The sequence below is a fragment of the Paenibacillus sp. AR247 genome (genome assembly GCF_002968895.1).
Lineage (GTDB): Bacteria > Bacillota > Bacilli > Paenibacillales > Paenibacillaceae > Paenibacillus_AQ > Paenibacillus_AQ favisporus.
In genome coordinates this window covers 409,163-433,725 of the sequence record NZ_PCZT01000012.1, presented here as the reverse complement: position 1 = coordinate 433,725, position 24,563 = coordinate 409,163, and the positions used below count along the sequence as shown (strand labels likewise).

Genomic DNA, 24,563 nt, shown 5'->3' with positions numbered 1-24,563 from the left:
CGTTGCCTTTCTTGACCACCTCAAGGTTTTTCCAAAGTTTGTCTTCGGTCCATTCCTTCTCCATCTTGCTGCCTTCGCCGTCGCCGGTTTCATAGGTAAAGTAGAACAAAATGTCGCCGTTCATGTCCGGAATGCGCTCTTTGCCGACATCGTCAGAGAATCCGGGATTATCCTGTACCGCCGGGCGGGCGAGGCCCACTTCCTTCAAAATGATGCCGGAGAACGTATCGTTATAGTAAATCCGTGCCTTGCCCGGCATAAACCGGACCATCGACACTTTCGTGCTCAATTTGTCGCCGATCTGCGCTTTCACGTCAGCCACATGCTTATCATAGTCGGCCAGTACCTGGTCGCCCTTCTCTTTCTCGTCGACCGCATCGGCCCACAGCTTAAAGTTTTCCTTCCACTCACCGCGGAGCGTTTCGGAAAATACGGTTGGAGCGATGGCGGACAGCTGCTCGTAAATTTTCTCCTGGCGCATTTTCGTGCCCAGGATGAGGTCCGGTTCGAGTGCAGCGATCGCTTCCACGTTCGGCTGGCCCTCGTCGCCTACATTTTCTACGCCCTGCATTTGATCCTTAATATGCGGATACCATGGATCGCCGGTCCAAGATTTGACGGCGCCCACCGGTTTGATGCCCATGGACAGCAGTGCCTCGGTTCCTTCGTTGGTCAAAACAACGATTTTCTTCGGATGTGCGGGTACTTTGACCTGCCCCATAACCGTCTCTATCGTGCGGTCTGCATCGTTGGCAGCTCCCGCTTCCGTACTGCTCTCTCCTGTACTTCCGGAAGCGGTGCTGCCGCTGCCGCTGCTTTGCCGCATGCGGACAGTACCAGCACAGCAGCCAACAGCATAAGTATAAGGCCGTTCCATTTTCTCATAAGTAAAAGCTCTCCCCTTCTAATCTCCTGATAATGATTCTCAGTATCGTCCTAATCCTAATTCATAGCGCCGGTAATGTCAATAAACTTCCTGTATGGAAGTGCAAATAACAGATATTGAAATTGAGAATCAGCCTCATTGACAAGCCTATGCGCTCCACTTAAACTTTAATATGTTACTTGGAATGAACTAAAGAAATGAATGATATAGGCCGTATCAGGCTCTTATAACAGGAAGTTCAATGCACAACTTTAGTTCAATCTACTTATTTACAGCCTGATTGAAAAGAGGGGTATGCCGTGCAGCCGGAATGGTTACATAGATCATCTGCCAAATGGACCGGTTTGATCGCAGGGCTCGTCCTCCTGCTCTTATGTGTTGCTGCGAGCATCCTCTTTGGCGTGCACAGCACCAATTGGAGGGAAGTTGTCGAAGCCTTTACTTCGTTTAATGGAAGCAATGAGCATATTATCGTTCGGGACGTTCGCGTGCCGCGCGCGCTGATCGCCGCCTTCGTCGGCGGAAGCCTGGGAATCTGTGGCGTGCTGCTGCAATCCCTGACCAAAAATCCGCTTGCGGATGCAGGGATATTCGGCATTAATGCCGGCGCCTCCCTACTTGTCGTAGCTTCATTCGTCCTGCTCGGCGTCAGCTCGCTCGCTTCCTTCACCTGGATCGCTTTCCTCGGGGCGGCTGTCAGCTGCCTGTTCGTATTTATTCTCGGCTCCGCCGGGAGGCAAGGCTTAACGCCGCTGAAAATCACGCTCGCCGGGGCAGCCATTACCGCCTTCTGCAGCTCGCTGACCAACGGCATGCTCATCATTAGCGGCCGGGCCATGGAGGAAGTGCTGTTCTGGATGTCCGGTTCCGTTGAAGGCCGGAGCCTGAGCATTTTGCTGGGGCTTCTGCCTTACATGCTTGCCGCCTGGATCGTCGCCCTTCTCATCGCGTCGTCCGTCAACACGCTCATGCTCGGCGAGGATGTGGCACGCAGCCTGGGCCAGAAAACCGTACTCCTCAAGCTGACCATGGGACTGCTTATCGTCGTGCTGGCAGGCAGCTCGGTCGCCGTCGCCGGGCCAATCGGGTTTGTCGGGCTCGTTATCCCGCATATCGCCAGAGCCCTCGTCGGCCGGGATACCCGCTGGCTGGTCGCCTACAGCGCGCTGCTGGGCGGCATTCTGCTCCTTCTTGCGGATATTGCGTCCCGCTTTATCGCCATGCCCAAGGAGATCCCCATCGGCGTCATGACAGCGATCTTCGGGGTGCCATTCTTCATCCACGCTGCGAGAAAGGGGTTGCTTCGCCAATGAGCCGTTCATCCAGACCGAAAGGCCCCATCAGCGTCCGCATGGGCGGGGATGCGGTTTCCTTTCTCACATCGAAGCGCCAGATTGCCATCCTGTGCATTCTAGCCATTGTCCTTTTACTTGCGGTCATCATCAGCATCGGCTTCGGCACCAAATACGTGAATCCCTGGGAGGTGACCCAGGCGATCTTCGGCCAAGGGAACAAGCTGGACGTTGTGGTCGTGCAGAAGCTCAGGCTTCCCAGGGTCATCGTCGGCGCATTGGTCGGGGCCTGCCTCGCCATGTCCGGGGCGATCACGCAGGGACTGATCCGGAATCCGCTGGCTTCTCCGGACGTCATGGGCGTCACGAGCGGCGCCTCTGTCGCGACGACGGCCATCATTACGCTGATTCCGTCGGCCAGCGTCTTCTGGCTGCCGCCGGCCGCCTTTGTCGGCGCCGCGCTCACCACGCTGCTGATTTATGTGCTCTCGTGGAAAAAGGGCGTCAACCCGCTCATGCTGGTCCTGATCGGCGTCGGCATCGGGGCGGTCGCTTCGGCCATCTCCACGATGCTGCTCGTCACAGGCCCGACCGACGTCGCCCAGAAAGCCTTCAACTGGCTGCTGGGCAGCGTGTACGGCAGTTCCTGGAAACATGTCAACATGATGCTGCCCTGGTTCATCGTGCTGGGCGTGCTCAGCCTGATCTTCGCCCGGCGCATCAACATGCTGCAGCTCGGCGACGACTTGGCCGCCGGGGCCGGCAGCCGGGTGGAGCGCGACCGGACGATCCTGCTCTTCATGGCCGTCGGGCTTGCCGGGGCAGGCATCTCCGTCGGCGGAGCGATCGGCTTTGTCGCCCTCCTCGCCCCCCACATCGCCCGGAAGCTGATCGGATCGTCTTACGGCTCCCTGCTTCCGGCCAGCGCTCTAAGCGGGGCCATCATCGTTGTCGTGGCGGATGTCCTCGCCCGCAACCTATTCACCCCGCTGGATATTCCGGTCGGCGTGTTTACATCGGCTGTCGGCGCGCCGTTCTTCATATTCCTGTTATGGAAGAGCCGCAGCTCTTCCTAGTGCAATACGGCAGCGAATGCATTATAAAAAAGACAAAGAAGACCCCCATCTACCGCAGCTGCAGTGGATGGGGGTCTTTTCATTGCCTATAAGAATAAGAAAGAATAATTGCTGTCTTCCATAATCAAGATCCGTTTACAGCTTTCGTTTACTGCTTCATCTGCGGCATCGGCATCAGGAGCAGGTTAATCGGCAGGTTGCTGCCCGGCGCCGCCGTGTACCAAATTTCTACGCTTTGCTCATAGTTTCCGGTACGGTACAGAACGCTCGTTTCGTTCGGGGCGTTGACATCCTGGGTGTTGTTCGCTGCCTGCACCTGCTGGCCGTTCACCAGAAAAATGCCGTTGTATACGCCGCCGCGAGGGTTAAGCGTAATCAGCGTATTCGGAGCGACGTGGTTCAGCTTGATTTTGTACAATACACCAAAGTTGCCTGCATTCGAAGCTTCGGTTCCATAGATCCCGTCCAGTCCCTTCAGGTTCGGATCGATGTTATTGTCGCCGAGAACGATACGTGTCTCGGTGCTGCCAAGCACTTCGTCGGTCGACATGTTCACGACGGAATTCGGATACGTGCCCCGGTTGTGTACGTCGCGGTCAAGGGCCGGAAGGAATGGCAGCGACTGCAGCGGATCCTTCGTGGCGTCGAGCATAATGACGCTGTATTTTACCGGATAGTTGCTGAATGCGTCCGCCAGAACGGAAATGCCTTCACCCGGTTTCATTTTAATGTTGTTGATGTTCGTCATAATGACCTTGCTCTCGCCAGGGGCGAGGGTGATATCCTGACGGCCCGAACCGCTCGTCATGGAATCAAAGTAGCGCATCACGGATGCTCTGCCGTGGCCCGTCGCATACGGGCTAGGTCCCCCCATGCCGAAGTTCTGGATGTTGATCGTGCTGCTCATATCCAGCATCGTGTTGGTGGCGATGACGTAAACCTGCATGTTTTTATTCGTAGCATTGACATGATGGAGCATGAACCGGGTGCTTCCGAGCGCCGTTTCCTGATACAGGAGGCCTTCGGAATATACCGTCTCCGGACTGTTGCTGCGGATCAGCGTGGCTGGATCGGAAGTTGTCGTAAAGGTCGCCGTTTTCCAGCTAGGCACCGATCCGCCGTTGAACGTAAATTTGTCTCCCACCGGCGTAAAGAGCTTGTTGAAATCGTCTTCGGTGTACAACGTTTCGTTCGTAATGACGACGGTTTTCTGGAATTCGCTTACCGCGCCGTGTTTGTCCGTTACTTTGAGCCGGATCGTCTGCGGTCCAGGCTGGAAGAACGCCTTGCGGTCGTTCAGCCATTCGCGGCTGACGATCGCGTCTTCATCATCCGTACTCTGGTCGGTAATGGTGATCAGTTCACCCATTTTGTATTGTTCTTTGTCGGTTGTAAAACTGGCCACCGGCGGCTCGTTGGGCTTGATCACGTTCACCGTGATGCTGTACGGATCACTCCACTGTCCGCTGGAATCCTGAACATAGTGAGTTACTGTATGCGGTCCGGCTTCTTGGAAAATGTCCTCTTTCCCTTCCCAGCGCTCGTCAACAATTGGCAGTCCGTTTGGAGAGGTCGCTTGGGAAATGTAGTTCACCGTCGTCTCACCTGCAAAAATTTCAGTTGGACCAACGCTGAACGTGGCTACCGGCTTCGTCGACAGGTTCAGAATAACGCGCTTTCCGGGCTGGTCGACCGTGTAAGGAATGCCAAGCGCCTGCGTGATCGACGTGAGCGGGACCATAAACGTATTTTTGTACTGATACGCAGGGCCCTTCATCGGTTTCGCCACGCCGTTAACACGGTAGCTGCTGCTGTTCGTTTTGAACCGGAGCTCGTTGTTATCTTTAATAATAATCGTTTCTTTCGTCTTGGCGTCATATGTCAGCTTCAGGCCGACGCGCTCCACCATGGCGCGGATCGCCACGTAAGATACGCCGTTCTTGACGGCCATCGGCTGGCCTGCCAAGTACAGTTTGCCGTCCTGGTACATTTTGTTGCTGTTCATCATGAGGATCAGCTGGCCGGCCTGACCGGTTGTCGTGCTTCCCGTCGCCGTAATTCCCTGCGGATCGGTAGTTGTTGCCGTGCCGCCTGCCGTACCTTCGGACTGTCCTTCGTTTCCTTGCGTGCCTGCATTTTGGCCGTCCGCCGCTTGGCCACCGTCATTCGCGTTCCCGGTGCTGCCATCGGTTTGACCGGAAGTGCTTGTTCCGTCTGTCGTGCCGCCGTTCTGGTCAGCGCCTTGCCCAGTGTTACCTGTGTTTCCGGTCGTTCCCGCGGTTCCCGAGCCTGTGGAGTCTTGGCCGGAAGTTGTCGTAGTGGTGCTTGTACCGCTTTCAGTTCCCGTCGTGCCTTTCGTTCCCCCTGCATTTCCGGTTGTACCCGTCGTGCTGGACGTGCCTGCAGTTCCTGTTGTTCCGTCCGTGCTTGCAGCGCCCGAATTGCTGGAATTGCCAGTATTGTTCGTGCTGCTCGTGATGTTATTGGTGACTGCGCTTGCCGCTGCATTGTCTACACCTTGGACCGTTCCCGCATTTTGCTGGACCTGTACCGCGGTTTCCGCGCCGGCCGGCAAGACCAGAGCGGTTTGTGATGCAGCTAACACTGCAATCATGGTCAATTTCTTGAAATTCATCTCCAGACTCCTTCTACTCCCGTTTTTAAATCACGTTCTCTTCTAGCGAGCCTCCCGACCCCATACAAAAAAAGAGGCTGAAGCTAGTTCCCCCCGACATCAGATCCATCAAGCTTATTTTTTTCTGATATCATTGAAAAGACATAGTATTAGACGCTTCATTCCCCGAAAAGTTGCTCTCGATTTTACAGATCTCCAAAAGAAAAAAAGGAAGGATATCCCAAATGGACATCCAACCTTTGGTAAATCTATACCGCATGCCTTTTTCTTGCGGATTATCACGCTCACTAGGACGCCGTGGTTTGACTGCCAAGGCTAACCGGCAGCGTCCCTCCTGCCTTAGCATGCCCCGTTAGAATGGAAGCCAGCCCTTCCATAAAATAAGGCGTATTTTCGTAGCAGCACAGGTATGCCGGCGAGGCCGGTACCGCCGCCAAATCGTACGGGTTGCGCGTGGAGGCCACCACGAGCCGCTGCGGCTGAAGCGCGATCAGCCCTTCGACGAGCCTGCGCTGACCTGAAGGAAGCTCGCTGCCGGCCGTGTATGTGGCGACGACGACCTGACGATATCCTTGGGCGGCGGCCAGCACCTTTTCGACCTCGTGCAGGTCCGGCTCCGCGCTGATCGTCAGCTCATTTACGTCCTGTATGTATTCCGACAACGCCTGCCCGAGGGTCTTCGCTTCCGTCCATGGCTCATCCACCTGTGTTTCCGAGCGGAGCTCCGGCCACACGACAAGAACCCGCTGGTCCTCCTGAAGCGGAAGCTGGGCTTCGTCTTTGACGAGCGTAATGCTGCCCGCTGCCACTTCCCTCAGCAGCCGTTCCGTTTCCGGCTTTTCGTGCCGTTCAAGAAAGGCTGGCGTGCTTTCTTGGGTACCTGAAGGCTGCAGCCGCTTCTCCTTCAGCTTCAGGACCCGGTTCACGGCAGCGTCAATAACGCTCTCCGGAATTCTTCCGCTGCGCACAGCCGCCGTGACCGCTTCAATCGCTTCGATTTGATCCTGAAGCGTATGGCTGACCAGGACGATGTCCGCACCCGCTTCCACGGCAAGCACCGCGCCTTCGCCCACGCCAAAATGCTTGGCAATCGCGTGCATTTCCAGGCAGTCGGTCACGATGACGCCCTCGTAACCGAGCTGCTCGCGGAGCAGGCCGGTGAGCACCGCTTTGGACAGCGTCGCCGGAACCGCCTCCTTCTCGATGGCCGGGAAGACGACATGTGCCGTCATAATGACGTCCACCCCGTCCCGGATCGCCCGGACGAACGGCTTCAGCTCCACCTCGCGCAGCCGCTCCATGCCGTGCTCTACCGATGCCAGCCCCAGATGGCTGTCGACGCTGGTATCGCCATGCCCCGGAAAATGCTTCGCTGCCGCCGATACGCCGTGCTCCTGGTACGCCCGAATGGCGGCCGAGCCGTGCTCTGCCACCTGCTCCGGATCTTCGCCGAACGATCGGACGCCGATGACCGGATTCCGCGGGTTGTTGTTCACGTCAAGCACTGGCGCGAAGTTCATATTGATCCCCAGCGCATGCAGCTCCTGGGCACTGATGGCGGACACCCGGTAGGTAAAATCCGGGTTTCCGGTCGCCCCAAGTGACATGTTTCCCGGAATGCGGCTCACCCTGCGATGGTCGATGCGGGCCACCATGCCGCCTTCCTGGTCGATGGCGATCCACAGCGGCAGCTTCCCCTGCTTCGCAGCCATCTCCTGCAGGGAGGAAGACATCGCGGCCACCTGTTCCGGCTCGCCGATGTTCCGGCGGAAATAGATGACGCCGCCTACATGGTACTCTTCGATCAGACGGCGGATTTGCTCATCCGGCTCCTGTGCGTGGAACCCGCAGATGAACATTTGCCCGATTTTTTGCTCAAGCGTTAGATCCGATACTAACATGACATGCCCACTCCCTATTCATATATTGCTCCGCCGATACGTCCGCTACCCCGCCGTTCTTCCCTTCGTCTGGTCACGGAATTCGGACGGTGTCAGCCCGGTGTGCCGCTGAAACACTTTGGTAAAGTACCTCCGCTCCTGGTAACCGATGCTGCTGCCGATTTGCGTGATGCTTTTGTCGCTGTGGGTAAGCAGATATTTAGCGGTTTCGATCCGTTTCCCTGTCAAATATTCGACAAAGGTGACGCCGAGATGATTTTTGAACAGCAGGCAAAAATAGCTGCAGCTGATGCCCAGGTGTCCCGCCAGCTCCTCGATGCCCAGATCGCTGCCCAGCCGCTCGCCGATATAAAGAATCGCATCCGACATCAGCTGCTGCGGGGTCTTTCTTGCCCCACTGTCGCTGCTGTCCTCCTCAATCCGGGCGACGGTCACCTGGAACGGATCGCTGCGCCGTTTCCGGAGAATATCCTCACGGGCGGAGCGAATCGTATTCTCCAGCTCCTTGTAGTGGATCGGCTTGCAAATGTACTCCCTGACATTATACTTGATCGCCTGCCGGGCATACTCAAATTCCTGATATCCCGTCAGCAGAATGATTTCGGCGGCGGATCCGCCTTTGCGCAGCTCGCCGATCAGGGTCAGTCCGTCCATCACCGGCATGCGAATGTCGCACAGCACGATATCGGGAGTATGGAGACTGCAAATGTCCAGCGCCTCCTGTCCGCTCCGGGCGGTGTACACCTGCATCTGCATGTCGTTCCACGGAATAACGCTTTTCAGATTGTTCAGAATCGGGGCTTCATCATCAACCAGCAGCACGTTCAGAATCATCCAAGTCCCTCCACTCGTTGTCTGGTATGATACATTGAATTATCGTTCCGGTGGTCCCGGACGAACAAATGAACAACCCGTATACATCGCCGTAGTGAATCCGGATGCGGTCGGCCACGCTGCGTACGCCGAGTCCCCTCCGCTCGTGGTTCACCTGCATATCCTTCACTTCCGGCGGTTCCCCGCCATCGCTCTTCATGTATTCAAAAGCCGCCAGCTGCCGCGGACTGATGCCGATGCCGTTGTCCTGTACCTGCAGAACGAGCCGGCCGCGCTCTTTCCAGCAGGACACATAAATCATGCCCTTATAGCCGATCCCTTCAAAGCCGTGCTGGATGCAGTTCTCGACGAGCGGCTGCAGGGTCAGCTTCAGCACGCTGCGGCTCCGCAGCTCCGGCGGAATATCGATCTCATATTCAAACAAATCCTGAAACCTGAATTTCTGGATTTCCAAATAGCTCTGCAAATGCTCGATTTCCTGGCCAAGCGTAATCTCCTCATTGTCCTGGATGCTGATCCGCAAAATGTTGCCAAGCCGGTGCACCATTTCGCTGACCTTCTCCCCTTCGTTCTGAACCGCAAGGACGTTGATCGACTCGAGCGTATTGAACAGAAAATGCGGCTTGATCTGGGCCTGGAGCACCCGCAGCTCCGCCTTCGCCTTCTGCTTCTGCTCCTTCTGGATCTGTTGGAACAGGCCGTTGACCCGTTCAACCAGATCGTTAAAACCCTTTGCCAGAATATGCAGCTCGTCTTTGCCCCGGTGATGCACCTGGACATTGAAGTCCCCGCCTTCCACTTTACGCATGAAGCGGACGATGACCGCGATCGAGCCGGTAATCCGGTTCATGAAGACCATGTTGAAGGTGACCGCCGCCAAAAGGCAGACGAGCGTAATGCCGATAAACCATTTGGCAAAGACCAGCGTTTCCTGTGACAGGGAGCTCCACGAAGTGACGGAAACGAGACTCCAATTGTATTCTTTCATATGATAAATCGAAACGATGCTTTTTTCCCCGTTAAACGCCGTCTTGAAGCTCTGAAAATCACCGCCGAACTTGACGTCCCTCTTCATCACGGACTGGATGGGCTGGCCGTCCAGCACTTTATTCGGATCATACAGAATAAGTCCTTTATCGTTCACGAGCATAAAATCGGTGGACTGCATATCTCGGTTTAAAGACAGGTTGCGGAAGATCAGCTCGATATCCCAGTTTTTGATTTGGGTCACCAAAATCCCGATATTTTTAAAATAGCTCAGCTCCTTGATGAGCCGAATTTGTGTAAACACCGGGTCGGATCCGGTGATTTCCGGGTATTCATGCGGTCCGAGCCATTTGGGGACCCCGTTCAAGGCCATAACTTCTTGATATAACGGATGGGCTTTAAACTCTTCGAATGACAGCGTATTAAAGTCTTCTTTGGTGAAAATAGAGACCGTGCTCGACGGCCCGCTGCCCTGCAGGTTGTACAGATAGGCATAACTGATGGCAGGATGGTTGTACAGCAGGCTCCGGAAGTTGCGCTGGCTGTTGTTCAGGTTCAGCTGCTCGGCATCGTTCAAATCCTGTTTGGTCGGGTCCTTGGCGATGAGCGCCATATGAAACACCGAGGTCGCGATGCCGTTATCCGTCACGTTGTCCATCTGCTTCAGCACGCTGTTGATGCTGTAGCTGATGGCTTTAAGGGAATATTCCGTCTGCCGGCTGTATTTGGTCTCAATCGAATGAGAGGTCACCATAAAGGTGACGACGCCCAGCACGCACAGCGGAACAATGATCAGTGTAACAAATGCCGTAAACAATTTTACCCGCAAATTCATTGGCATTCATCCGTTTCTTCGCATGTTATCCCTTAACACTGCCTGCTGTAACACCTTCAATGATTTTCTCCTGAAGGATCGCGTAAATCACGATGACCGGTACGACGCTGTAGACGATGCCGGCTGACATCTGCGCGTAATTCATCTGGTATTGATCCCGGAACTGCACCATCCCGACCGGGAGGGTCCGCAGCGAATCATTGGAGAGGAAGTAGTTGGCTAGCAAAAATTCGTTCCAGTTGCCGAGGAAGTTCACGATAAACACCGTAACCATGGCCGGAACCGTCAGGGGTACGACAATTCTAGCAAATATGCCCTGGGCTTTCAACCCGTCCATGACGGCCGCTTCCTCGATTTCGCCCGGCAGGGACCGCATGAACGCCGCCAGAATGATGACCGAGAACGGGAGCGCGTTGGCGATGTAAGGAATGATGAGCGCCAGATGCGTATCCAGGATCCCAAGCTTGCGCACGAGCAGATAAATCGGGAGCATAAGCGCGTTGTTCGGGATGAGCATCCCGACCAGGATCAGGCCGGACAGCAGCGCGCTGATTTTGAAATGCCGCATGCGAGTTATCGCAAACGCAAACATCGCGGCGATCAGGATCGATACGACGGCCGACAGAATCGAGATATACAGACTGTTGAAAAAATAGGTGCTGATCTTGGCGTTGACCCATGCCTCCACGTAATTACCTAGTGCAAACTGCTTTGGTATGCCGAACGGGTTCAGGGCGATCGCATTGTTATCCTTTTTGACCGAAGAGAAAAGCACGAACAGGAACGGGAAAAGAATAACCAATAAGTAGGCCATCAGGACGATGTGGGGCAGCAGTTTTTTGAGCCTGGTCATCAGTATTCAATCCTTTCGCTGCGCCTTGCAATCAACAGTTGGTACAGGGCGGTCAGTATTAATGTAAAGACAAAGATGAGAACAGAAATGCTGTTGCCGTACCCGTATTTGAAGTTGGTAATGGCATATTTGATCATGTAGGTGGCCATCACGTCGGTCGAACCCGCCGGTCCGCCCTTCGTCATGACGATGACGATGTCCGCGGCTTTCATCGCACCGGCGATGGACAGCATAATGACGACGGAGATGATCGGCTTAATGAGCGGCAGCGTAATGGAGAACGCCCGCTGTACAGCCGTTGCGCCGTCGATGGCGGCGGCTTCGTCCAGCTCGCGGGGAATGGAAATAATGGCGGCGAGCACCATGACGATATAAAAGCCGGTCCACTGCCAGGCATTGGTAATCAGGATGGACAGCATCGCGTATTTTTCGTCGGACAGCCAATACAGCGGTTCGATGCCGAACACTTTCAAAATATTGTTCAGCAGCCCGATGTTCGGCTCATAAATAAAGCCCCAGAGGATGCCGATCACGGCCGTGGACATGATCGAAGGCAAAAATACCGCCGTCTTGTACAGCCCCTTCAGTTTTTTGACATGGGCGATCAGGAGCGAAAAAAAGACGATCAGCGGCACTTGGATTCCGCAGGAAAACAAAATGAAATAGCCGTTGTTTCGGACCGCGGTCCAAAACCGCTTCTCCGTCAGCGCCTTCACGAAGTTGTCGAAGCCGATGAATTTCGGATCGCTGGATACGCCGTTCCAGCTCGTCAGGCTGTAACGGATCGAGCTTACAATCGGATACAGAAAAAACATGGCAAACAAAATCAAGCAGGGAAGAATAAACAGGACGTAGAGCGCAGGATTCTTCAATGCTTTGTTCATGGAGTTCCTCCCAACGCGGGCGCTTGGTCGTCCGCCCGAAAAAATGTCATGCTCCCTCAGACTTGAGGGGGTTGAGTAAAAAACAGGTGCCCCGGTTTGACCCGAGGCACACCGCATCAGCTGCCGTTATTCTTCCAGGGAATTCGCTTCCTCTTGTGCCTTCTGGAGCGCTTCGCCCATCTTCTCAGGCGTCGTCTGGTTGCCGATCAGCTTTTGAATCTGAATGTTGCTGATTTCCGTCGTCACGTCAGCCTGTACGAGCGAATCGAATGCCGGGAAGGAGGATTGGGCCGTGTTCAGCACGTCGACGATTTGCTTCATCAGATCGTCGGTAATGCTCGACTCCAGCACAGATGCGTCCAGCTTCATGGCCGGCAGGACCCCGTCTTCCACCAAGCCGCGGATCTGCATTTCCTCATTGAACATGTTCTTGATAAAGGCTTTCACCGCTTCCAGCTTGCGCGGATCCTTGGCGACCGCGGACGAGAAGCCGTAGCCGTTGTTGACGTCGCGCATCAGCGCCGTCTGATCGCCTACGCCGCCGTCCACCGGCGGAAGGTTAAAGAAGCCGACTTTACCGATCATGCCTTCGCCGGATTCCCCTTGCTTGAACACCGAAGACTTCCAGGTTCCGTCATACATCAAAATGGCTTCCCCGCTCGTAAATTGGGTCGTGTACTCGGCATATTCAAAGCCCAGCTCGCCCTTTTTGAAATAGCCCTTGTCGACCCATTCCTTATGCTTCGCAAACGCCTTGACCATGTTCGGATCGTTCCATTTGGCTTCGCCGGTAGCAAATTTGTTCGTAATGTCCGGTCCCGCGTAGCGCGACCACAGGTGGTTGGTCAGCATCAGCGGCACCCAGCCTGCCTTGGAAGCTGCCGCCATAGGCACCTTGCCGTCGGCCTTGATCGCGGCCAGCTGCTCTTCCAGCTCGGCGAACGTTTTAGGCGGCGCCCAGCCCTTTTTATCGTAATACTCCTTGTTATAGAAGAAGCCTTCACCAGATCCGCCGATCGGCAGTCCGTAGACCTTACCTTCGTAAGTGAACGGCTCGAGCGAGCTGAACTTATCCTTGATCCCCAGCTCCTCAATGATCGGCGTCAAATCAAGCAGCTTGCCCTCTTTGGCGTACACTTTGGAATCGGGGCTGCCGAACAGGTCGAAAATATCCGGTGGATTGCCTGCCGCCATTTCGCCGCGCAGCTTCTCTTTCCGGTTGACGTCGGATTCCACGCCATCCAGCTTAAACGTTAACCCTTCGATTTCGCCCTCCGTCTTTTTCACGACGTCCTGCAAAATGGCAAAACGCTTCTCTTTGTCCTGGCCAACCTGCGTATGTCTCAGTGTCAGCTCGAACGGTTCGGCCTTTTGCGCTTCCTCCGTCTTCGGCTCCGTTCCCGATGAACCCCCGCCCGTCTCTCCGGCCGATTTGTTATCGCTTCCACAACCGGATAACGCGAGCGACGCCGCAAAACATAACGAGATCAGCAGCATCAAACTTCTTTTCATCTTCATCTGCTTAAGCCCCCTTAGCAATCTGGTTTACATGCTTAATTATAAGAAGCGGCCGCCAGATCCGTAAGGAGAATATTCCGCTAATGCAGGGGGAAAATCCTCTACACCAAGTGAAAATAATCACATTGTTAGAAATTTGACACTTTTCGCCCGCCCGGCGCGCACTCAGCCGCTCGTATTCCCGCTATAATATGGATAAAGGCAATCACATTACAGCAAGCCAAAAGGGGAAATGAACGATGAGCACACTGCCTGCACTCGAGGACACGGTCCGGAATACATGCTGCTTCTCGGACGCCAACTTCACACGGATGCTTTCCATGATGACGGAAATAAAGATGCCTGCGGGTTCCCACCTGTTCTGGGAAGGGGATGCTGCCGACAGATTTTACTATATCTACAGCGGATGCGTTAAATTAAGCAAATCCTCGGTCGAAGGGAAAGAGCTTATCGTCTATATGTATACAAGCGGCGATATCGTCGGCCAGGCCGACCCGATCGGCAGCCGTACGCACAGTTATACCGCCGAGGTGCTTGAGGACAGCGTCGTCGGGGTGATCGACCAGCAGGATATGGAATTCCTCATTTGCCAGGACGGCGCTTTTGCAATGGACTTTATGAAATGGATGGGCAACCATCACCGCCTCACGCAGACCAAGTTCCGGGATCTCATGATGTACGGCAAGCCCGGCGCGCTCTGTTCGACACTGATCCGGCTCGGCAATACGTACGGAGAACATGCCGGAGGACGTATCATCATCCGTAAAAAGCTTACCAACACGGATCTTTCGAACCTGATCGGAGCTACGCGCGAAAGCGTCAACCGGATGCTGGGCGACCTCCGCAGATGCGGTGCGGTGGACATTGTGGACGGCCTGATTGTCATTAACGACATTTCTCATCTGCAGGGCATCTGTCACTGTGAGTATTGCCCGAAGGAAATATGCCGGATTTAAGAGAAATCATCGCTTCCCTCTGCGTGCAGCGCAGGGGGTTTTTCATGCGCTAAAAGGAGGCTGTATCCCTTCGATTCCTTTCTCCCCCTCTAATTATTCTCTTTTCACCCTTCCAAATACCTATATTCATTAAAGCGCTTTCTTCATATACTATTAAATGATTCTTAAGACCTATATATAATGCGGAATAAAGAACCGATCAATTGGATAGCACCTATTTCCAAGGACTCATCCACTACGCAGATCTACCTATTATGTCGTGGACCTGCTATCAGACTACAGATCCTTGTAAGGAGGACTGAGATCCGCCAAAACCAGGAACATCATAAGTATTACCCGCTGCCAGATCTGGTCATAAGGAATCGTGTTTGTCGTGAAAGAGGGTCCATCGAATCAGGTAGTACCGCACATCACATAAAGGAGTGTACGATTGTCATGTCAAGTAAATATTCATTGCGTTCAGGATGGATTGCCGCCTTCGTTGTATTATGGTTTGCCGCGGGTCTCTTCCCCGGAAATGAGGCTAAAGCGGAAGGTTACACCAAAGCCACCTGGCTGTGGAACACGGTGCTGATCAAGACGGAAGCCAAGGAGATGTTGAAATTTTCGGCCGATCACGGCGTCCGTACGATTTATCTCCAGACCAACAGCGATATTCCTGCTTCCTACTATAAGAGCTTCATTAAACAGGCCGGAGCTTTGGATATCCGGGTCGATGCGCTCAGCGGCGCCCCGTCCTGGGGACTTACGTCGGAACGTTACAAAATCACAAGCTTCCTCGATTGGGTGAAGGCGTACCAGAACGGCGCTGCAGAGGACGAGAAGTTCCAGGGCGTTCATGTCGACATCGAACCCCACGTGCTGCCTCAATGGAAGTCGGACCAGACCTCGGTCATCCGCCAATGGCAGGAGAACGTCCAGTATTTAACCGATAATGTGCGTGAAATGAATCTTCCAGTTGCCGCCGATATTCCATTTTGGCTCTGCAACTATACGACAGCGGACGGAACAAGCACGCTGAGCCGCTTCATGATCAGCCAATATGACGCCGTTGCGATCATGTCCTACCGGGATACCGCCGACGGCATCTACAGCACCGCCAAGCGCGAACTGGAAGAGGCGAACTATCTCGGCAAGCCGGCCTTTGCTTCTGTCGAAACGAAACCGAGCAGCGAAGGCGAATTTATTACCTTCTATGAGGAAGGAAAAGCTTATATGGACTCCCAGCTGGGCAAGCTGCAGCAATTGGCGCAGGTCAATACCTCATTCGCAGGGGTGTCCGTTCACGACCTCGACGGCTGGAGATCGCTTAATGACTAACCCGAACCGCAGAAAAGCCCCTGAGTGCCTGAATAAACGGCGCCTGGGGGCTTTGTCTTTATTTATGCGACCGGATCGATCTGTACGGCAGCCTGCTTGCCGCTCACCTGGATGCCTGTTTTGGCGCGGCCCCACTCCTTTAATTCCCGAACCAGGTCCTCCAGCAGGACCTTGGCGGCGGCGCCCTCCTTGCCCTGCACCCGGACCACCAGCATGACGGCATTTCCCGCTTGTAATATTCGCGCGGCCTGCTGCTTCTTCGTATCCAGATCGTGCTCCTCGATGTTCGGGGTCAGCCGGATCTCCTTCACCTTTACTACCCGGTCGGAAGATTTGGCTTTGGCTGCCTGGGCTTCCTTCTTGGCGTCGGCGGCAGCCACCAGCCGGCAAGGCGGCGGACTGCTCATCAGCGACGTGCAGACGAGGTCTACTTTCAGCTTGCGGGCCATGGCCAATGCTTCCCTGGTCGGGACGATTCCGATATCCTCGCCGTTCAAGCCGGTTAATTCCACCTCAGAAGCCTTGATCTTCTCATTCATCCACATAGGGGTACCCTTCCTTTTACACACGACATGTATCATTTAAACCAGACGTTCATTTCACATTCGCTGTCTGCCCAATTCGGGCTTGTCCATTTGCTTGTCCGTTTGCTTGTCGATTTGCTTGTTTTGCTATTATACGCTTGCCCGTTCCAGCCTGATTTCCACTTCATCCTGCGGCGTCAGCTTCATCTCCAAACCGCTGTCCACCAGTTCCTTCCCGTTCACCTTGACGACCCACTTCTCCACCGATTTGGGACTGTACCCCTGGACGGTGTCTACGTACATTTTATTGTCCGTCAGCTTCACGAAACCGCTGTGCGCCATAACGTCTCTGACGCTTTGATTATTGGTGTACGGAAATACATAAGAATGCGTCATATCAGGCTTCATGGACCCGCCGTCCAGCTTCAGCACGGTAAATTCAATAAGTGGAGATGACCTCCAGTTCTTCTTCTGTGAAAAAGGAGTGTCGCCGAGAAAGGGGTGAAACATGGTGATTTCTTCGTATTGGGACCAGATGATGACCTGCAGCAGCATGCTCTGATGCCGGCCGTTGTGAAAGATGTATTCATGCTTGGACGTTCTGTCCGAGGCATGATTCGCATCAAGGCTCTCGACATTATGCCGCTCGCAGCCGATGCATTTCCAACCCGTAGGACCTTGAATCCATTTCTGAAAAATCGTACTGCTCTTGTCTTTGTCTTCGTCGGCAGGTGACGCCTGAGCAGGCCTGTCTAAGGTCCAGCGTTTCCAAATCGATTCCGGCCAATACCGGCTCAGCATGCTGAGTGTCTTATCGTAAATGCCCCGAACCTTGACCGAAGCGCTTTCAAGCTCGTGTACATCGTCCTTGCCGTACCCGATTCCCTGGGAGAATATGATCTTCCTCATCGTCATCCGCCTCCTTATACGCCGAAAAGGCAGTTTTTTACCAATTATACTACAGACTCCGTCATTTGGTGCAAGTCTTTTCCTATAATTAACAAAAACCCTCCTTAATGGAAGGAAGGTTTGTCGTTAACGGGGTTCCCGCAGAACCGTACCTTACGGACGGTTTTACAGCTCAACCCACTGTTCTGCCCACTCTTGAACCTGCTCCATAACAGGACGCAGCGCTCGGCCTTTATCCGTCAGCTCATATTCGATACGGACAGGCGTTTCGGGATAAACGTGCCGAACCAGAATTCCTTCCGTTTCCAAGTCTTTCATGCGTTCGGACAGCATCTTATCGCTCATCGAAGGAATTAATTTCGATATATCCTTGAACCGTTTCGGACCATCCATCAGGGAAAAGACGATCAAGCCGTTCCAGCGTTTTCCTAATATGGAGAAAGCATTTTCGAATCGCGGACACATGTTAAATTGTTGTTGATTCATGATCTTCACCTCTTTACAGAATCCATGTAAACAGTTACGTCTCATGAACGCTTACATTAAGTTAGTATATTTCATTTTACCACATTTTTGCGCAAAATGAAACAAGACAACTGCTGGAAAGCTCCGCAAATGTTCTTTCCCTTGCAAAACGGGACTCCCGATTCCTTGTTGATCCCATGATTTGCAGATCATCCGAAAATCATGCATGCTCTGCAAGCAAGCAAAAAAGCGGCGGTTGGACCGCCGCTTTAGGCTGATACGCCTTGCGAAAGCTTACAATACTGCCGCCGGCTTCAGCTCTCTGACCGGCTGCATGTTGCCGAATACCGGAGCCGACGTTTGGAGAGGATATGCCCAATTGATCGCGTTGGCGATGACTTTCAGGATTTCCGGCTGGTAATAGGTCGGGAACGTCTCATGGCCTGGACGGAAATAGAAGATCTTCCCTTGGCCTCTGCGGAAGGTGCATCCGCTTCTGAACACTTCGCCGCCTTCGAAATTACTGATAAACACGAGCTCATCCGGAGCCGGAATATCGAAAAATTCGCCGTACATTTCCTCATGCTCGAGAATAATCTTGGCGTCAATGCCCATGGAAATCGGATGGGACGGGTTCACGTTCCAAATGATTCCATGCCGCCAAGCACGCGTTTTACGACACGCGCCACCACTTCGTCGCTGACCTGGTCGTGGGCCATATGGCCCCACCATACGAGCACGTCCGTGGCATTCAGCACTTCTTCGGTCAATCCATGCTCCGGCTGGTCCAGCGTCGCCGTAGTAATCGCAAAGCCGTTGCCGTCCAGCCCTGCGGCCAGTGCGGCATGAATGCCTTCCGGATAGACTGCCTTCACTTCGTCGTGAATATTTTCATGAACGAATTCGTTCCAAATGGTTACATTAATCAATGGTTTATCCCCCTAGACCCACCACATCTCACCGAGTGGCTCTTCAATAAGTACTTGCTGCAGGTTTTGAACGGCTTTGGAGAAGCCTTCTTCAACAGACATCAGGCCGTCTTCATGCTCGATGCTGACGACATAATCATAGCCGACGAGGCGCAGTGCGCTGATAATGTCAGCCCACGTTTTCACATCGTGGCCGTAGCCTACGCTGCGGAACTGCCATGCGCGGTCCAGCATGTTCGTGTAGGACTGCATATCGGTCAGGCCGTATTTGTTAACATTGATCGGATCGATCACGGTATCCTTTGCATGGAAGTGATGGATCGCACCCTCACGGCCCAAAATGTGGATCGCCTGCACCGGATCGATACCCTGCCACCACATGTGGCTCGGATCCAGGTTGGCGCCGATCGTTTCGCCGGCAGCTTCGCGCAGGCGGAGCAGTGTCGCAGGTGTATGCACCGAGAATCCGCCGTGGAGCTCAAGCGCGATTTTTACGTTATGCTCTTTGGCAAACTTCGCTTGTTCGGTCCAGTAAGGGATGACTTTGTTCTCCCACTGCCATGCGAGCACTTCCTGATAATCGTTTGGCCAAGGCGCTACCGGCCAGTTCGGATATTTGGCATCCTCATGGTCGCCAGGGCATCCGGAGAACGTGGTGACCACTTCTACGCCCAATTTCTCAGCCAGCAGCACCGAATTCACGAAATCCTCGTGGTCGGCTTGAGCCAGATGCTTCTGCGGATGCAGCGGGTTGCCGTGGCAGCTCAGCGAGCTGATCGTCAGGCCGCGGGACTCGATTGCGTCCTTGAATTGCTTCAATGCGGCTTCGTCCTTCAGCAGCTCCGCCGGCTTGCAGTGCGCGTTGCCGGGATTGCCCCCTGTTCCGATTTCAACAGCTTTCAATCCTTTGGAGACGACATAGTCCAAAGCGTCCTCCAGTTTGCGTCCACCAAACAATACCATAAATACTCCCAGTTTCAAGTGTACTCCTCCTCATTCTTGGTTATCGTAGCTATAAATAATTGCTTCTATGCAAAGGATGACTATTCCTCAAAATAAACGGCTTTGCCTGTTTTGGCAGACTCGTAAATGGCTTCCAGAATCTGCGTGACCACATAGGCCTGCTCCGGCTTGACCACCGGCTCTTTATCTTCCAAAATGGCTTCGAGCCACAGGCGCTGCTCTTTGTCGGCATCGGTCTCTGCCGACCCGGAGTAGAAGGCTACGCCGCCGGCGTTCAGATCCACCGTAGTTTCATAGAGGCGGCTCATTTTCTCGCCGTTGATGCGCAGGCCGTCCTTCATGTCGGCCCCGCCTTCCGTGCCGGCAAGAACCGTCTTCGCTTCCCCGGTTTCCACGACGTTCAGCGCCCAGCTGGACTCCAGCACGATCGTTGCGCCGTTCTGCATCGTGATGAAACCGAATGCGGAATCCTCTACCTTGAACTCTTCCGGGTTCCACGGGCCGAACGCGTTGGCCGCATTCTCTTTATGACCCAGCTTGTGGAAGGTGCTCCCGAGCACGCTCTTCGGCTTATAGTTGTCCATCAGCCACAGCGTCAGGTCGAGCGCGTGGGTGCCGATATCGATCAGCGGTCCCCCGCCCTGCTTCTCTTCGTCAAGGAACACGCCCCAGGTCGGAACGGCACGGCGGCGGATGGCCAACGCTTTACCGTAATAAATGTCACCGAGCTCCCCGTTCTCGCACAGCTCCTTCAAGTATTGACTGTCGTTGCGGAAGCGGTTCTGGTAGCCGATCGTCAGCTTCTTGCCGGTGCGCTTGGCGGCTTCCACCATCGCTTTGGCCTCGGCGGCCGTCTTGGCCATCGGCTTCTCGCACATGACATGCTTGCCGGCTTCCAGCGCCGCCACCGAAATGACGGAGTGGGAATCGTTCGGCGTACATACATGAATGACGTCGATGCTTGCGTCCTTCAGCAGTTCGCGGAAATCTGTATACACTTTGGCGCCTTCTGCGCCGAATTCGGCAGCGGCCTTCTCGGCGCGCTCCTGCACGATATCGCAGAACGCGACCATTTCCGCCTGAGGCTGCTTCTTGAGACTCGGCATATGCTTGCCGTTGGCGATTCCTCCGCAGCCGATGATGCCGATTTTCAGGGTTTTGCTTGAGCTAGACATTTACGGGTCCTCCGTTTCTGGCATAAGATTTGATCCATTCCATGCTGGCTGCAATGCTTTCGAGCGGTGGTCTTTCACAGAAATCCTGCTCCACAACGATCCATTCCACGCCGGCTTGGTCCGCTGCTTCGGCTACGGCTTCCAGGTTGACTTCGCCTGCGCCGAGCTCGACCGTCTGCGGCGTGCCGTCCTCTTTCCGCTTGACGTCCTTCCAGTGCACAATCGGAAGGCGTCCCGCATACTTCTCGATGTACTCCACCGGATCGTAGCCGGCAAAATATACCCAGCACGTATCCAGCTCCACCTTCAGCAGGTCGGCGGGCACCGCTTCGTACATCGCGTCGAACACCGTCTCCTCGCCGCGTGTTTCCGTAAATTCAAAATCGTGGTTATGGTACAGCAGTGTGGCCCCCTGCGCAGCGCATTTCTCGCCGATACGCTTCAGGTTGTCAAACACCTCGTCCCACTCGCGCTGCTCCTCACCAAGGTAAGGAACGATCAGGCTGCTGCTGCCGATCTCCTTGTTATAGGCGATTTCCTCGTCCAGTGCGTTTTGCATCCGGTCATACGGCGTATGGGTCCCGATGGCGACCAGACCGTTCTCGTCCAGCAGCTTCTTGACCTCGGCGCTGGAGCGTCCGAAGAAGGTGTGGAATTCCACGCCCTGATAACCCAGCTCTGCTACTTTCTTCAACGTACCCTCAAAATCCTTTTCCATTTCTTCACGAACCGTATATAACTGCAGGCCAAGCTTCAACATATTGGTTCACCCCTGTGTTCGCTTATAGGTCATCTTATTGAGATGACCGTTATTCATGGCTGCTCGCAAGTACGACATGGCTGCCGCTGATGGATGACTCTTCAAAAGCATACATGGCTTCCAGCACGTGGTAGGCCAGGTTGCCGTTGGCCCGGTGCTTGCGCCCTGAGAGGATCGCTTCGACCATGTCGTTTACACCGCGGCCGCGTTCGTTCTGGGTGCTCTCAAAAACGGGCGTCAGCACTTCCCATTCGCTGGAACCGCTGCGGCGAAGCTTGACGTCGCCGTTAAAGAAGTTCGGATCCGGCAAGCTGAGCGTTCCTTCCGTACCGTAAATTTCAATCCACGGCAGATTGGCCCCAGCTTTAATATCAAAGCTGGTTATCATCGTGGCGATGGCGCCTTGTTTAAAATCGATGGTGCCGGCCAGATGGGTCGGTGTCTGCACCTGAATCTGCTGGCCGCTCTTCGGCCCCGAGCCGATGGTCCGCATCGGGATCTGGGCACCTACCGAAGCGCTGATCCGGCGGATCGAGCCCAGCAGCTCAACCAGCGCCGTCAGGTAATACGGACCCATGTCCAGCATCGGACCGCCGCCCGGCGCGTAGAAAAATTCAGGATCCGGATGCCAGCCCTCCGGGCCGCCGCCCATCATAAATGCGGTTGCCGCCACCGGTATGCCGATCTTCCCGGCTTCGATTGCCGCTTTGGCGGTCTGCACGCCTGATCCGAGGAACGTATCCGGCGCGCTTCCGGCGCGCAGGCCTTTCTGCTCGGCCAGTTCAACCACGCGCTTGCCGTCCTGCAGCGAGGTTGCCAGCGGCTTCTCCGCGTATACATGCTTGCCGGCTTCAAGCGCCGCCAAATCGATGGAGGCATGGCTGCCGGGAATCGTCAGGTTGATGACGAGCTCAATCTCTTGGTCACCGAGCAGCTCATCCACGGTGTATGCGTTTGCAATCCCAAACTCTTCAGCCCGCGCTTGGGCGCGTTCAGTCACCAGATCGGCAACCGCCACCACTTCAACAACCGGGCTTTTCTTTAAATTCTCCAGGTAAATAGCACTGATGTTGCCGCAGCCGATAATGCCGGCTTTCATTTTGTTCTCCACGAAAGTCACTCCTTACGATGCTGAATGCGTATTCAACAATCTAGTAACATGGTATTCCGAATTTATTTATATTAAAATGAATTATATGATCGAAACATGAACAATCTGGTCATATTTTTTTGATTGCAAAGGGAGCCCTATCATGTCCACCCAAGATTCAGTGCACATTTATACAGCAGGATTTTCATTTCATCATAAACCGTTCTACATGAGCGAGATGGACGGCGTTAAAAATTACCTCATGCGTCTGCAGACCGACGGAAGATGCCGCGCACGGGTAGACGGTGAGCTTGTTCCCGTCGAATCGGGCGATCTGTTGATTTATTCCCCAGACGAGCCGTACGAGCTGTTGATCGGCGAGGAGCCGAACGCTCAGGGCGAGCTTGCCGTAGAAAGCGGCGACTATCATATTTTCTTCGGCGGGGAATGGATCGACCAGTGGTGGGCCAAGCAGAAACGGCCGACGCGCATCCGCGTCCCGCTTAACGAGAGCCTGCTCAGCCTGTTCCGCCAGATCGTGCTGGAACAGCGGAGAATGTCCAACCCGTATCCCGAAATATCAGGATACTACATGCGGATTTTATGCCTCGAAACGGACCGCCTCCTTAGCGAGCATCCCTCCACGACCCCGAGAACGTACCTGGCTTACCGCATGAAGCATTTTATTGAAGAACACGCCTCGTTATCCTTCAAGCTGGAGGATGTCGCTTCACATGTCGGCATCAGCGTCTCGAGGGCGGTCCATCTGTTTAAGGAAGCCTTCGGGACGAGTATTATGCAGTATACGCTGGACGTCCGGCTGGAAATGGCCCGCGAGCGGATCGTGTTTAGTCCGATGTCGCTCGAAGACATTGCGGAAACTTCGGGATTCGGCAGCTATACGTATTTCCACCGGGTATTCCGGTCCAGGTTCGGCAAGTCGCCAAAGGAATACCGCATGGAGAACAGGGAGCAGATCCAGACCGGGATCGGCGTCCGTTCGCCGAACTAGAACATCGGATAAGACAGGCTGAAGCCGGCGCGGATAAGCGCCGGTTTTTTTGTGCTGCCTGCTTCAGCATCCGCCCTTTTTTCCCTTTTTGTGTCAGTTGTCCGTGGGGCAGCTTTCACGATACAACCATACACTGGTATGACACTATGCTAAGGTGATGAGGAGGGAAATCAAACGCCATGAACAAAAAAGGAGCCGAGAGCGATCCCGCCGCACCCAGATCCGTTTGCATCCCGTTACCGAGCAGCGCATCGCCAAAATGGTGGTCCGCGTGCTGAAGAAAAACGGCGGAGGAACACTGCAGGTACCGGCTCCCCTTCCCGGCGCGGCAACAAGTCTGCCAGGCCCTCCCGTTTCTGCCGAAACGAAAACAGCCCCTTCCGAACAACCGGACGCGGCGCCAAACGTTCTGGTTGAATTGGACGGAGCACGCACCCCCCCGGGCCCGGTGGATATCAAACAAATGAAAGTTCTTGTGCGGTCGCTGCTCTCGGAAGATAGCCATTGGCATACCGAACAGTCCATTCTTGACGGGCTCAGGCTCGTCACACAGACGGCCGCTCCCGTGAAGCACCTCTGTAACCTGCCCGCAGGACTGACTGCCATTCCGTTCGATCTCCTGCTGGTGCTTGGCAATCCTGATGCGAACTTTTTTGACGAATTGCGGGATCCGGTCCTGTCCGGCTCCCCAGCAAAAGCGGTCTGGCTGGCGGATGCCGCCGCGCCTGCCGAACAGCTGCCTTCGATTGCGGATGCATT

At 54.5% G+C, this 24,563-nt stretch carries 21 protein-coding genes and 1 pseudogene; 6 read left to right on the top strand and 16 right to left on the bottom strand.

Annotation, left to right across the window (positions count from 1 at the left end; translation table 11 throughout):
* Positions 1-826 (bottom strand): ABC transporter substrate-binding protein (locus tag CPT76_RS23465; protein WP_105444735.1); only part of this gene is annotated, 826 nt, incomplete at its 3' end.
* Positions 827-1,185: 359 nt separating this feature from the next.
* Here CPT76_RS23465 and CPT76_RS23460 point away from each other — a divergent pair.
* Positions 1,186-2,199, top strand: a complete 1,014-nt coding sequence (locus tag CPT76_RS23460; RefSeq protein WP_105444619.1) for a FecCD family ABC transporter permease — start codon at positions 1,186-1,188, stop codon at positions 2,197-2,199.
* Positions 2,196-3,254: a FecCD family ABC transporter permease gene (locus tag CPT76_RS23455; RefSeq protein ID WP_258168747.1), complete on the top strand. Its 1,059-nt coding sequence runs from the start codon at positions 2,196-2,198 to the stop codon at positions 3,252-3,254. The genes CPT76_RS23460 and CPT76_RS23455 overlap by 4 nt, the downstream gene beginning before the upstream one ends.
* A 148-nt stretch (positions 3,255-3,402) precedes the next feature.
* On the opposite strand, the gene CPT76_RS23450 is transcribed toward CPT76_RS23455, so the two are convergent.
* The 7 genes from CPT76_RS23450 to CPT76_RS23420 form a co-directional block, all read right to left on the bottom strand.
* Complete coding sequence (locus CPT76_RS23450) at positions 3,403-5,889, bottom strand: copper amine oxidase N-terminal domain-containing protein (protein WP_146116391.1); 2,487 nt, start codon at positions 5,887-5,889, stop codon at positions 3,403-3,405.
* Positions 5,890-6,176: 287 nt separating this feature from the next.
* Positions 6,177-7,790 carry a beta-N-acetylhexosaminidase gene (gene nagZ / locus CPT76_RS23445; RefSeq protein WP_105444618.1) on the bottom strand — a complete coding sequence of 538 codons (1,614 nt, stop codon included), beginning with the start codon at positions 7,788-7,790 and terminating at the stop codon, positions 6,177-6,179.
* A 45-nt stretch (positions 7,791-7,835) separates the two neighbouring features.
* Complete coding sequence (locus CPT76_RS23440) at positions 7,836-8,624, bottom strand: response regulator transcription factor (protein ID WP_308737656.1); 789 nt, start codon at positions 8,622-8,624, stop codon at positions 7,836-7,838.
* The gene (locus CPT76_RS23435) at positions 8,599-10,446 is read right to left on the bottom strand and encodes a cache domain-containing sensor histidine kinase (RefSeq protein WP_105444617.1); all 1,848 of its coding nucleotides are present in this window, start codon (positions 10,444-10,446) and stop codon (positions 8,599-8,601) included. Before CPT76_RS23435 ends, CPT76_RS23440 begins: the two co-directional genes overlap by 26 nt.
* A gap of 25 nt (positions 10,447-10,471) precedes the next feature.
* Entirely contained in the window at positions 10,472-11,299 is an 828-nt protein-coding gene (locus tag CPT76_RS23430; protein WP_089548111.1) for a carbohydrate ABC transporter permease, read from the bottom strand.
* Positions 11,299-12,183, bottom strand: a complete 885-nt coding sequence (locus CPT76_RS23425) for a carbohydrate ABC transporter permease (protein WP_076169984.1) — start codon at positions 12,181-12,183, stop codon at positions 11,299-11,301. Before CPT76_RS23425 ends, CPT76_RS23430 begins: the two co-directional genes overlap by 1 nt.
* Positions 12,184-12,309: 126 nt before the next feature.
* Positions 12,310-13,695, bottom strand: a complete 1,386-nt coding sequence (locus tag CPT76_RS23420; protein WP_181153019.1) for an ABC transporter substrate-binding protein — start codon at positions 13,693-13,695, stop codon at positions 12,310-12,312.
* Between the two features lie 245 nt (positions 13,696-13,940).
* Here CPT76_RS23420 and CPT76_RS23415 point away from each other — a divergent pair, with 245 nt between their 5' ends.
* Positions 13,941-14,657, top strand: coding sequence for a Crp/Fnr family transcriptional regulator (locus tag CPT76_RS23415; protein WP_105444615.1), 717 nt, complete (start codon positions 13,941-13,943; stop codon positions 14,655-14,657).
* 435 nt (positions 14,658-15,092) lie between these two features.
* Positions 15,093-15,977, top strand: coding sequence for a hypothetical protein (locus CPT76_RS23410; protein WP_089548113.1), 885 nt, complete (start codon positions 15,093-15,095; stop codon positions 15,975-15,977).
* 62 nt (positions 15,978-16,039) lie between these two features.
* Here CPT76_RS23410 and infC read toward each other — a convergent pair whose 3' ends face one another.
* The 8 genes and pseudogenes from infC to CPT76_RS23370 all read right to left on the bottom strand — a co-directional run bounded on the left by infC (position 16,040) and on the right by CPT76_RS23370 (position 22,801).
* Positions 16,040-16,522 carry a translation initiation factor IF-3 gene (gene infC / locus CPT76_RS23405; protein ID WP_089548114.1) on the bottom strand — a complete coding sequence of 161 codons (483 nt, stop codon included), beginning with the start codon at positions 16,520-16,522 and terminating at the stop codon, positions 16,040-16,042.
* A gap of 129 nt (positions 16,523-16,651) precedes the next feature.
* A complete protein-coding gene (locus CPT76_RS23400) occupies positions 16,652-17,410 on the bottom strand; it encodes a hypothetical protein (RefSeq protein WP_105444614.1) in 759 nt (252 codons plus the stop codon).
* Positions 17,411-17,575: 165 nt separating this feature from the next.
* On the bottom strand, positions 17,576-17,896 hold the full coding sequence (locus tag CPT76_RS23395; RefSeq protein ID WP_076169977.1) for a winged helix-turn-helix transcriptional regulator: 321 nt from the start codon (positions 17,894-17,896) through the stop codon (positions 17,576-17,578).
* A 273-nt stretch (positions 17,897-18,169) separates the two neighbouring features.
* A pseudogene (locus CPT76_RS23390) lies at positions 18,170-18,804 on the bottom strand (ThuA domain-containing protein).
* 12 nt (positions 18,805-18,816) lie between these two features.
* Positions 18,817-19,785 (bottom strand): sugar phosphate isomerase/epimerase family protein, encoded by a 969-nt coding sequence (locus CPT76_RS23385; RefSeq protein ID WP_089548117.1) that lies wholly within the window; start codon positions 19,783-19,785, stop codon positions 18,817-18,819.
* 62 nt (positions 19,786-19,847) lie between these two features.
* On the bottom strand, positions 19,848-20,942 hold the full coding sequence (locus CPT76_RS23380; protein WP_076169974.1) for a Gfo/Idh/MocA family protein: 1,095 nt from the start codon (positions 20,940-20,942) through the stop codon (positions 19,848-19,850).
* The gene (locus tag CPT76_RS23375; protein ID WP_105444613.1) at positions 20,935-21,702 is read right to left on the bottom strand and encodes a sugar phosphate isomerase/epimerase family protein; all 768 of its coding nucleotides are present in this window, start codon (positions 21,700-21,702) and stop codon (positions 20,935-20,937) included. Before CPT76_RS23375 ends, CPT76_RS23380 begins: the two co-directional genes overlap by 8 nt.
* A gap of 49 nt (positions 21,703-21,751) precedes the next feature.
* Complete coding sequence (locus CPT76_RS23370; RefSeq protein ID WP_105444731.1) at positions 21,752-22,801, bottom strand: Gfo/Idh/MocA family protein; 1,050 nt, start codon at positions 22,799-22,801, stop codon at positions 21,752-21,754.
* Positions 22,802-22,955: 154 nt separating this feature from the next.
* On the opposite strand from CPT76_RS23370, the gene CPT76_RS23365 reads away from it, so the two are divergent.
* Positions 22,956-23,804, top strand: coding sequence for an AraC family transcriptional regulator (locus CPT76_RS23365; RefSeq protein ID WP_105444612.1), 849 nt, complete (start codon positions 22,956-22,958; stop codon positions 23,802-23,804).
* A 271-nt stretch (positions 23,805-24,075) separates the two neighbouring features.
* The coding region (locus tag CPT76_RS37720) for a hypothetical protein (RefSeq protein ID WP_219845459.1) at positions 24,076-24,563 on the top strand (488 nt) is incomplete at its 3' end.

Bases quoted from the DNA above. Each gene is read 5' to 3' on its own strand.
- CPT76_RS23395 (WP_076169977.1), bottom strand. From the start codon at position 17,896: ATGAATCAACAACAATTTAACATGTGTCCGCGATTCGAAAATGCTTTC.
- CPT76_RS23365 (WP_105444612.1), top strand. From the start codon at position 22,956: ATGTCCACCCAAGATTCAGTGCACATTTATACAGCAGGATTTTCATTT.
- CPT76_RS23435 (WP_105444617.1), bottom strand. From the start codon at position 10,446: ATGAATTTGCGGGTAAAATTGTTTACGGCATTTGTTACACTGATCATT.
- CPT76_RS23425 (WP_076169984.1), bottom strand. From the start codon at position 12,183: ATGAACAAAGCATTGAAGAATCCTGCGCTCTACGTCCTGTTTATTCTT.
- CPT76_RS23375 (WP_105444613.1), bottom strand. From the start codon at position 21,702: ATGTTGAAGCTTGGCCTGCAGTTATATACGGTTCGTGAAGAAATGGAA.
- CPT76_RS23370 (WP_105444731.1), bottom strand. From the start codon at position 22,801: ATGAAAGCCGGCATTATCGGCTGCGGCAACATCAGTGCTATTTACCTG.
- infC (WP_089548114.1), bottom strand. From the start codon at position 16,522: ATGTGGATGAATGAGAAGATCAAGGCTTCTGAGGTGGAATTAACCGGC.
- nagZ (WP_105444618.1), bottom strand. From the start codon at position 7,790: ATGTTAGTATCGGATCTAACGCTTGAGCAAAAAATCGGGCAAATGTTC.
- CPT76_RS23430 (WP_089548111.1), bottom strand. From the start codon at position 11,299: ATGACCAGGCTCAAAAAACTGCTGCCCCACATCGTCCTGATGGCCTAC.
- CPT76_RS23450 (WP_146116391.1), bottom strand. From the start codon at position 5,889: ATGAATTTCAAGAAATTGACCATGATTGCAGTGTTAGCTGCATCACAA.
- CPT76_RS23455 (WP_258168747.1), top strand. From the start codon at position 2,196: ATGAGCCGTTCATCCAGACCGAAAGGCCCCATCAGCGTCCGCATGGGC.
- CPT76_RS23415 (WP_105444615.1), top strand. From the start codon at position 13,941: ATGAGCACACTGCCTGCACTCGAGGACACGGTCCGGAATACATGCTGC.
- CPT76_RS23400 (WP_105444614.1), bottom strand. From the start codon at position 17,410: ATGAGGAAGATCATATTCTCCCAGGGAATCGGGTACGGCAAGGACGAT.
- CPT76_RS23410 (WP_089548113.1), top strand. From the start codon at position 15,093: ATGTCAAGTAAATATTCATTGCGTTCAGGATGGATTGCCGCCTTCGTT.
- CPT76_RS23420 (WP_181153019.1), bottom strand. From the start codon at position 13,695: ATGAAAAGAAGTTTGATGCTGCTGATCTCGTTATGTTTTGCGGCGTCG.
- CPT76_RS23440 (WP_308737656.1), bottom strand. From the start codon at position 8,624: ATGATTCTGAACGTGCTGCTGGTTGATGATGAAGCCCCGATTCTGAAC.
- CPT76_RS23380 (WP_076169974.1), bottom strand. From the start codon at position 20,942: ATGTCTAGCTCAAGCAAAACCCTGAAAATCGGCATCATCGGCTGCGGA.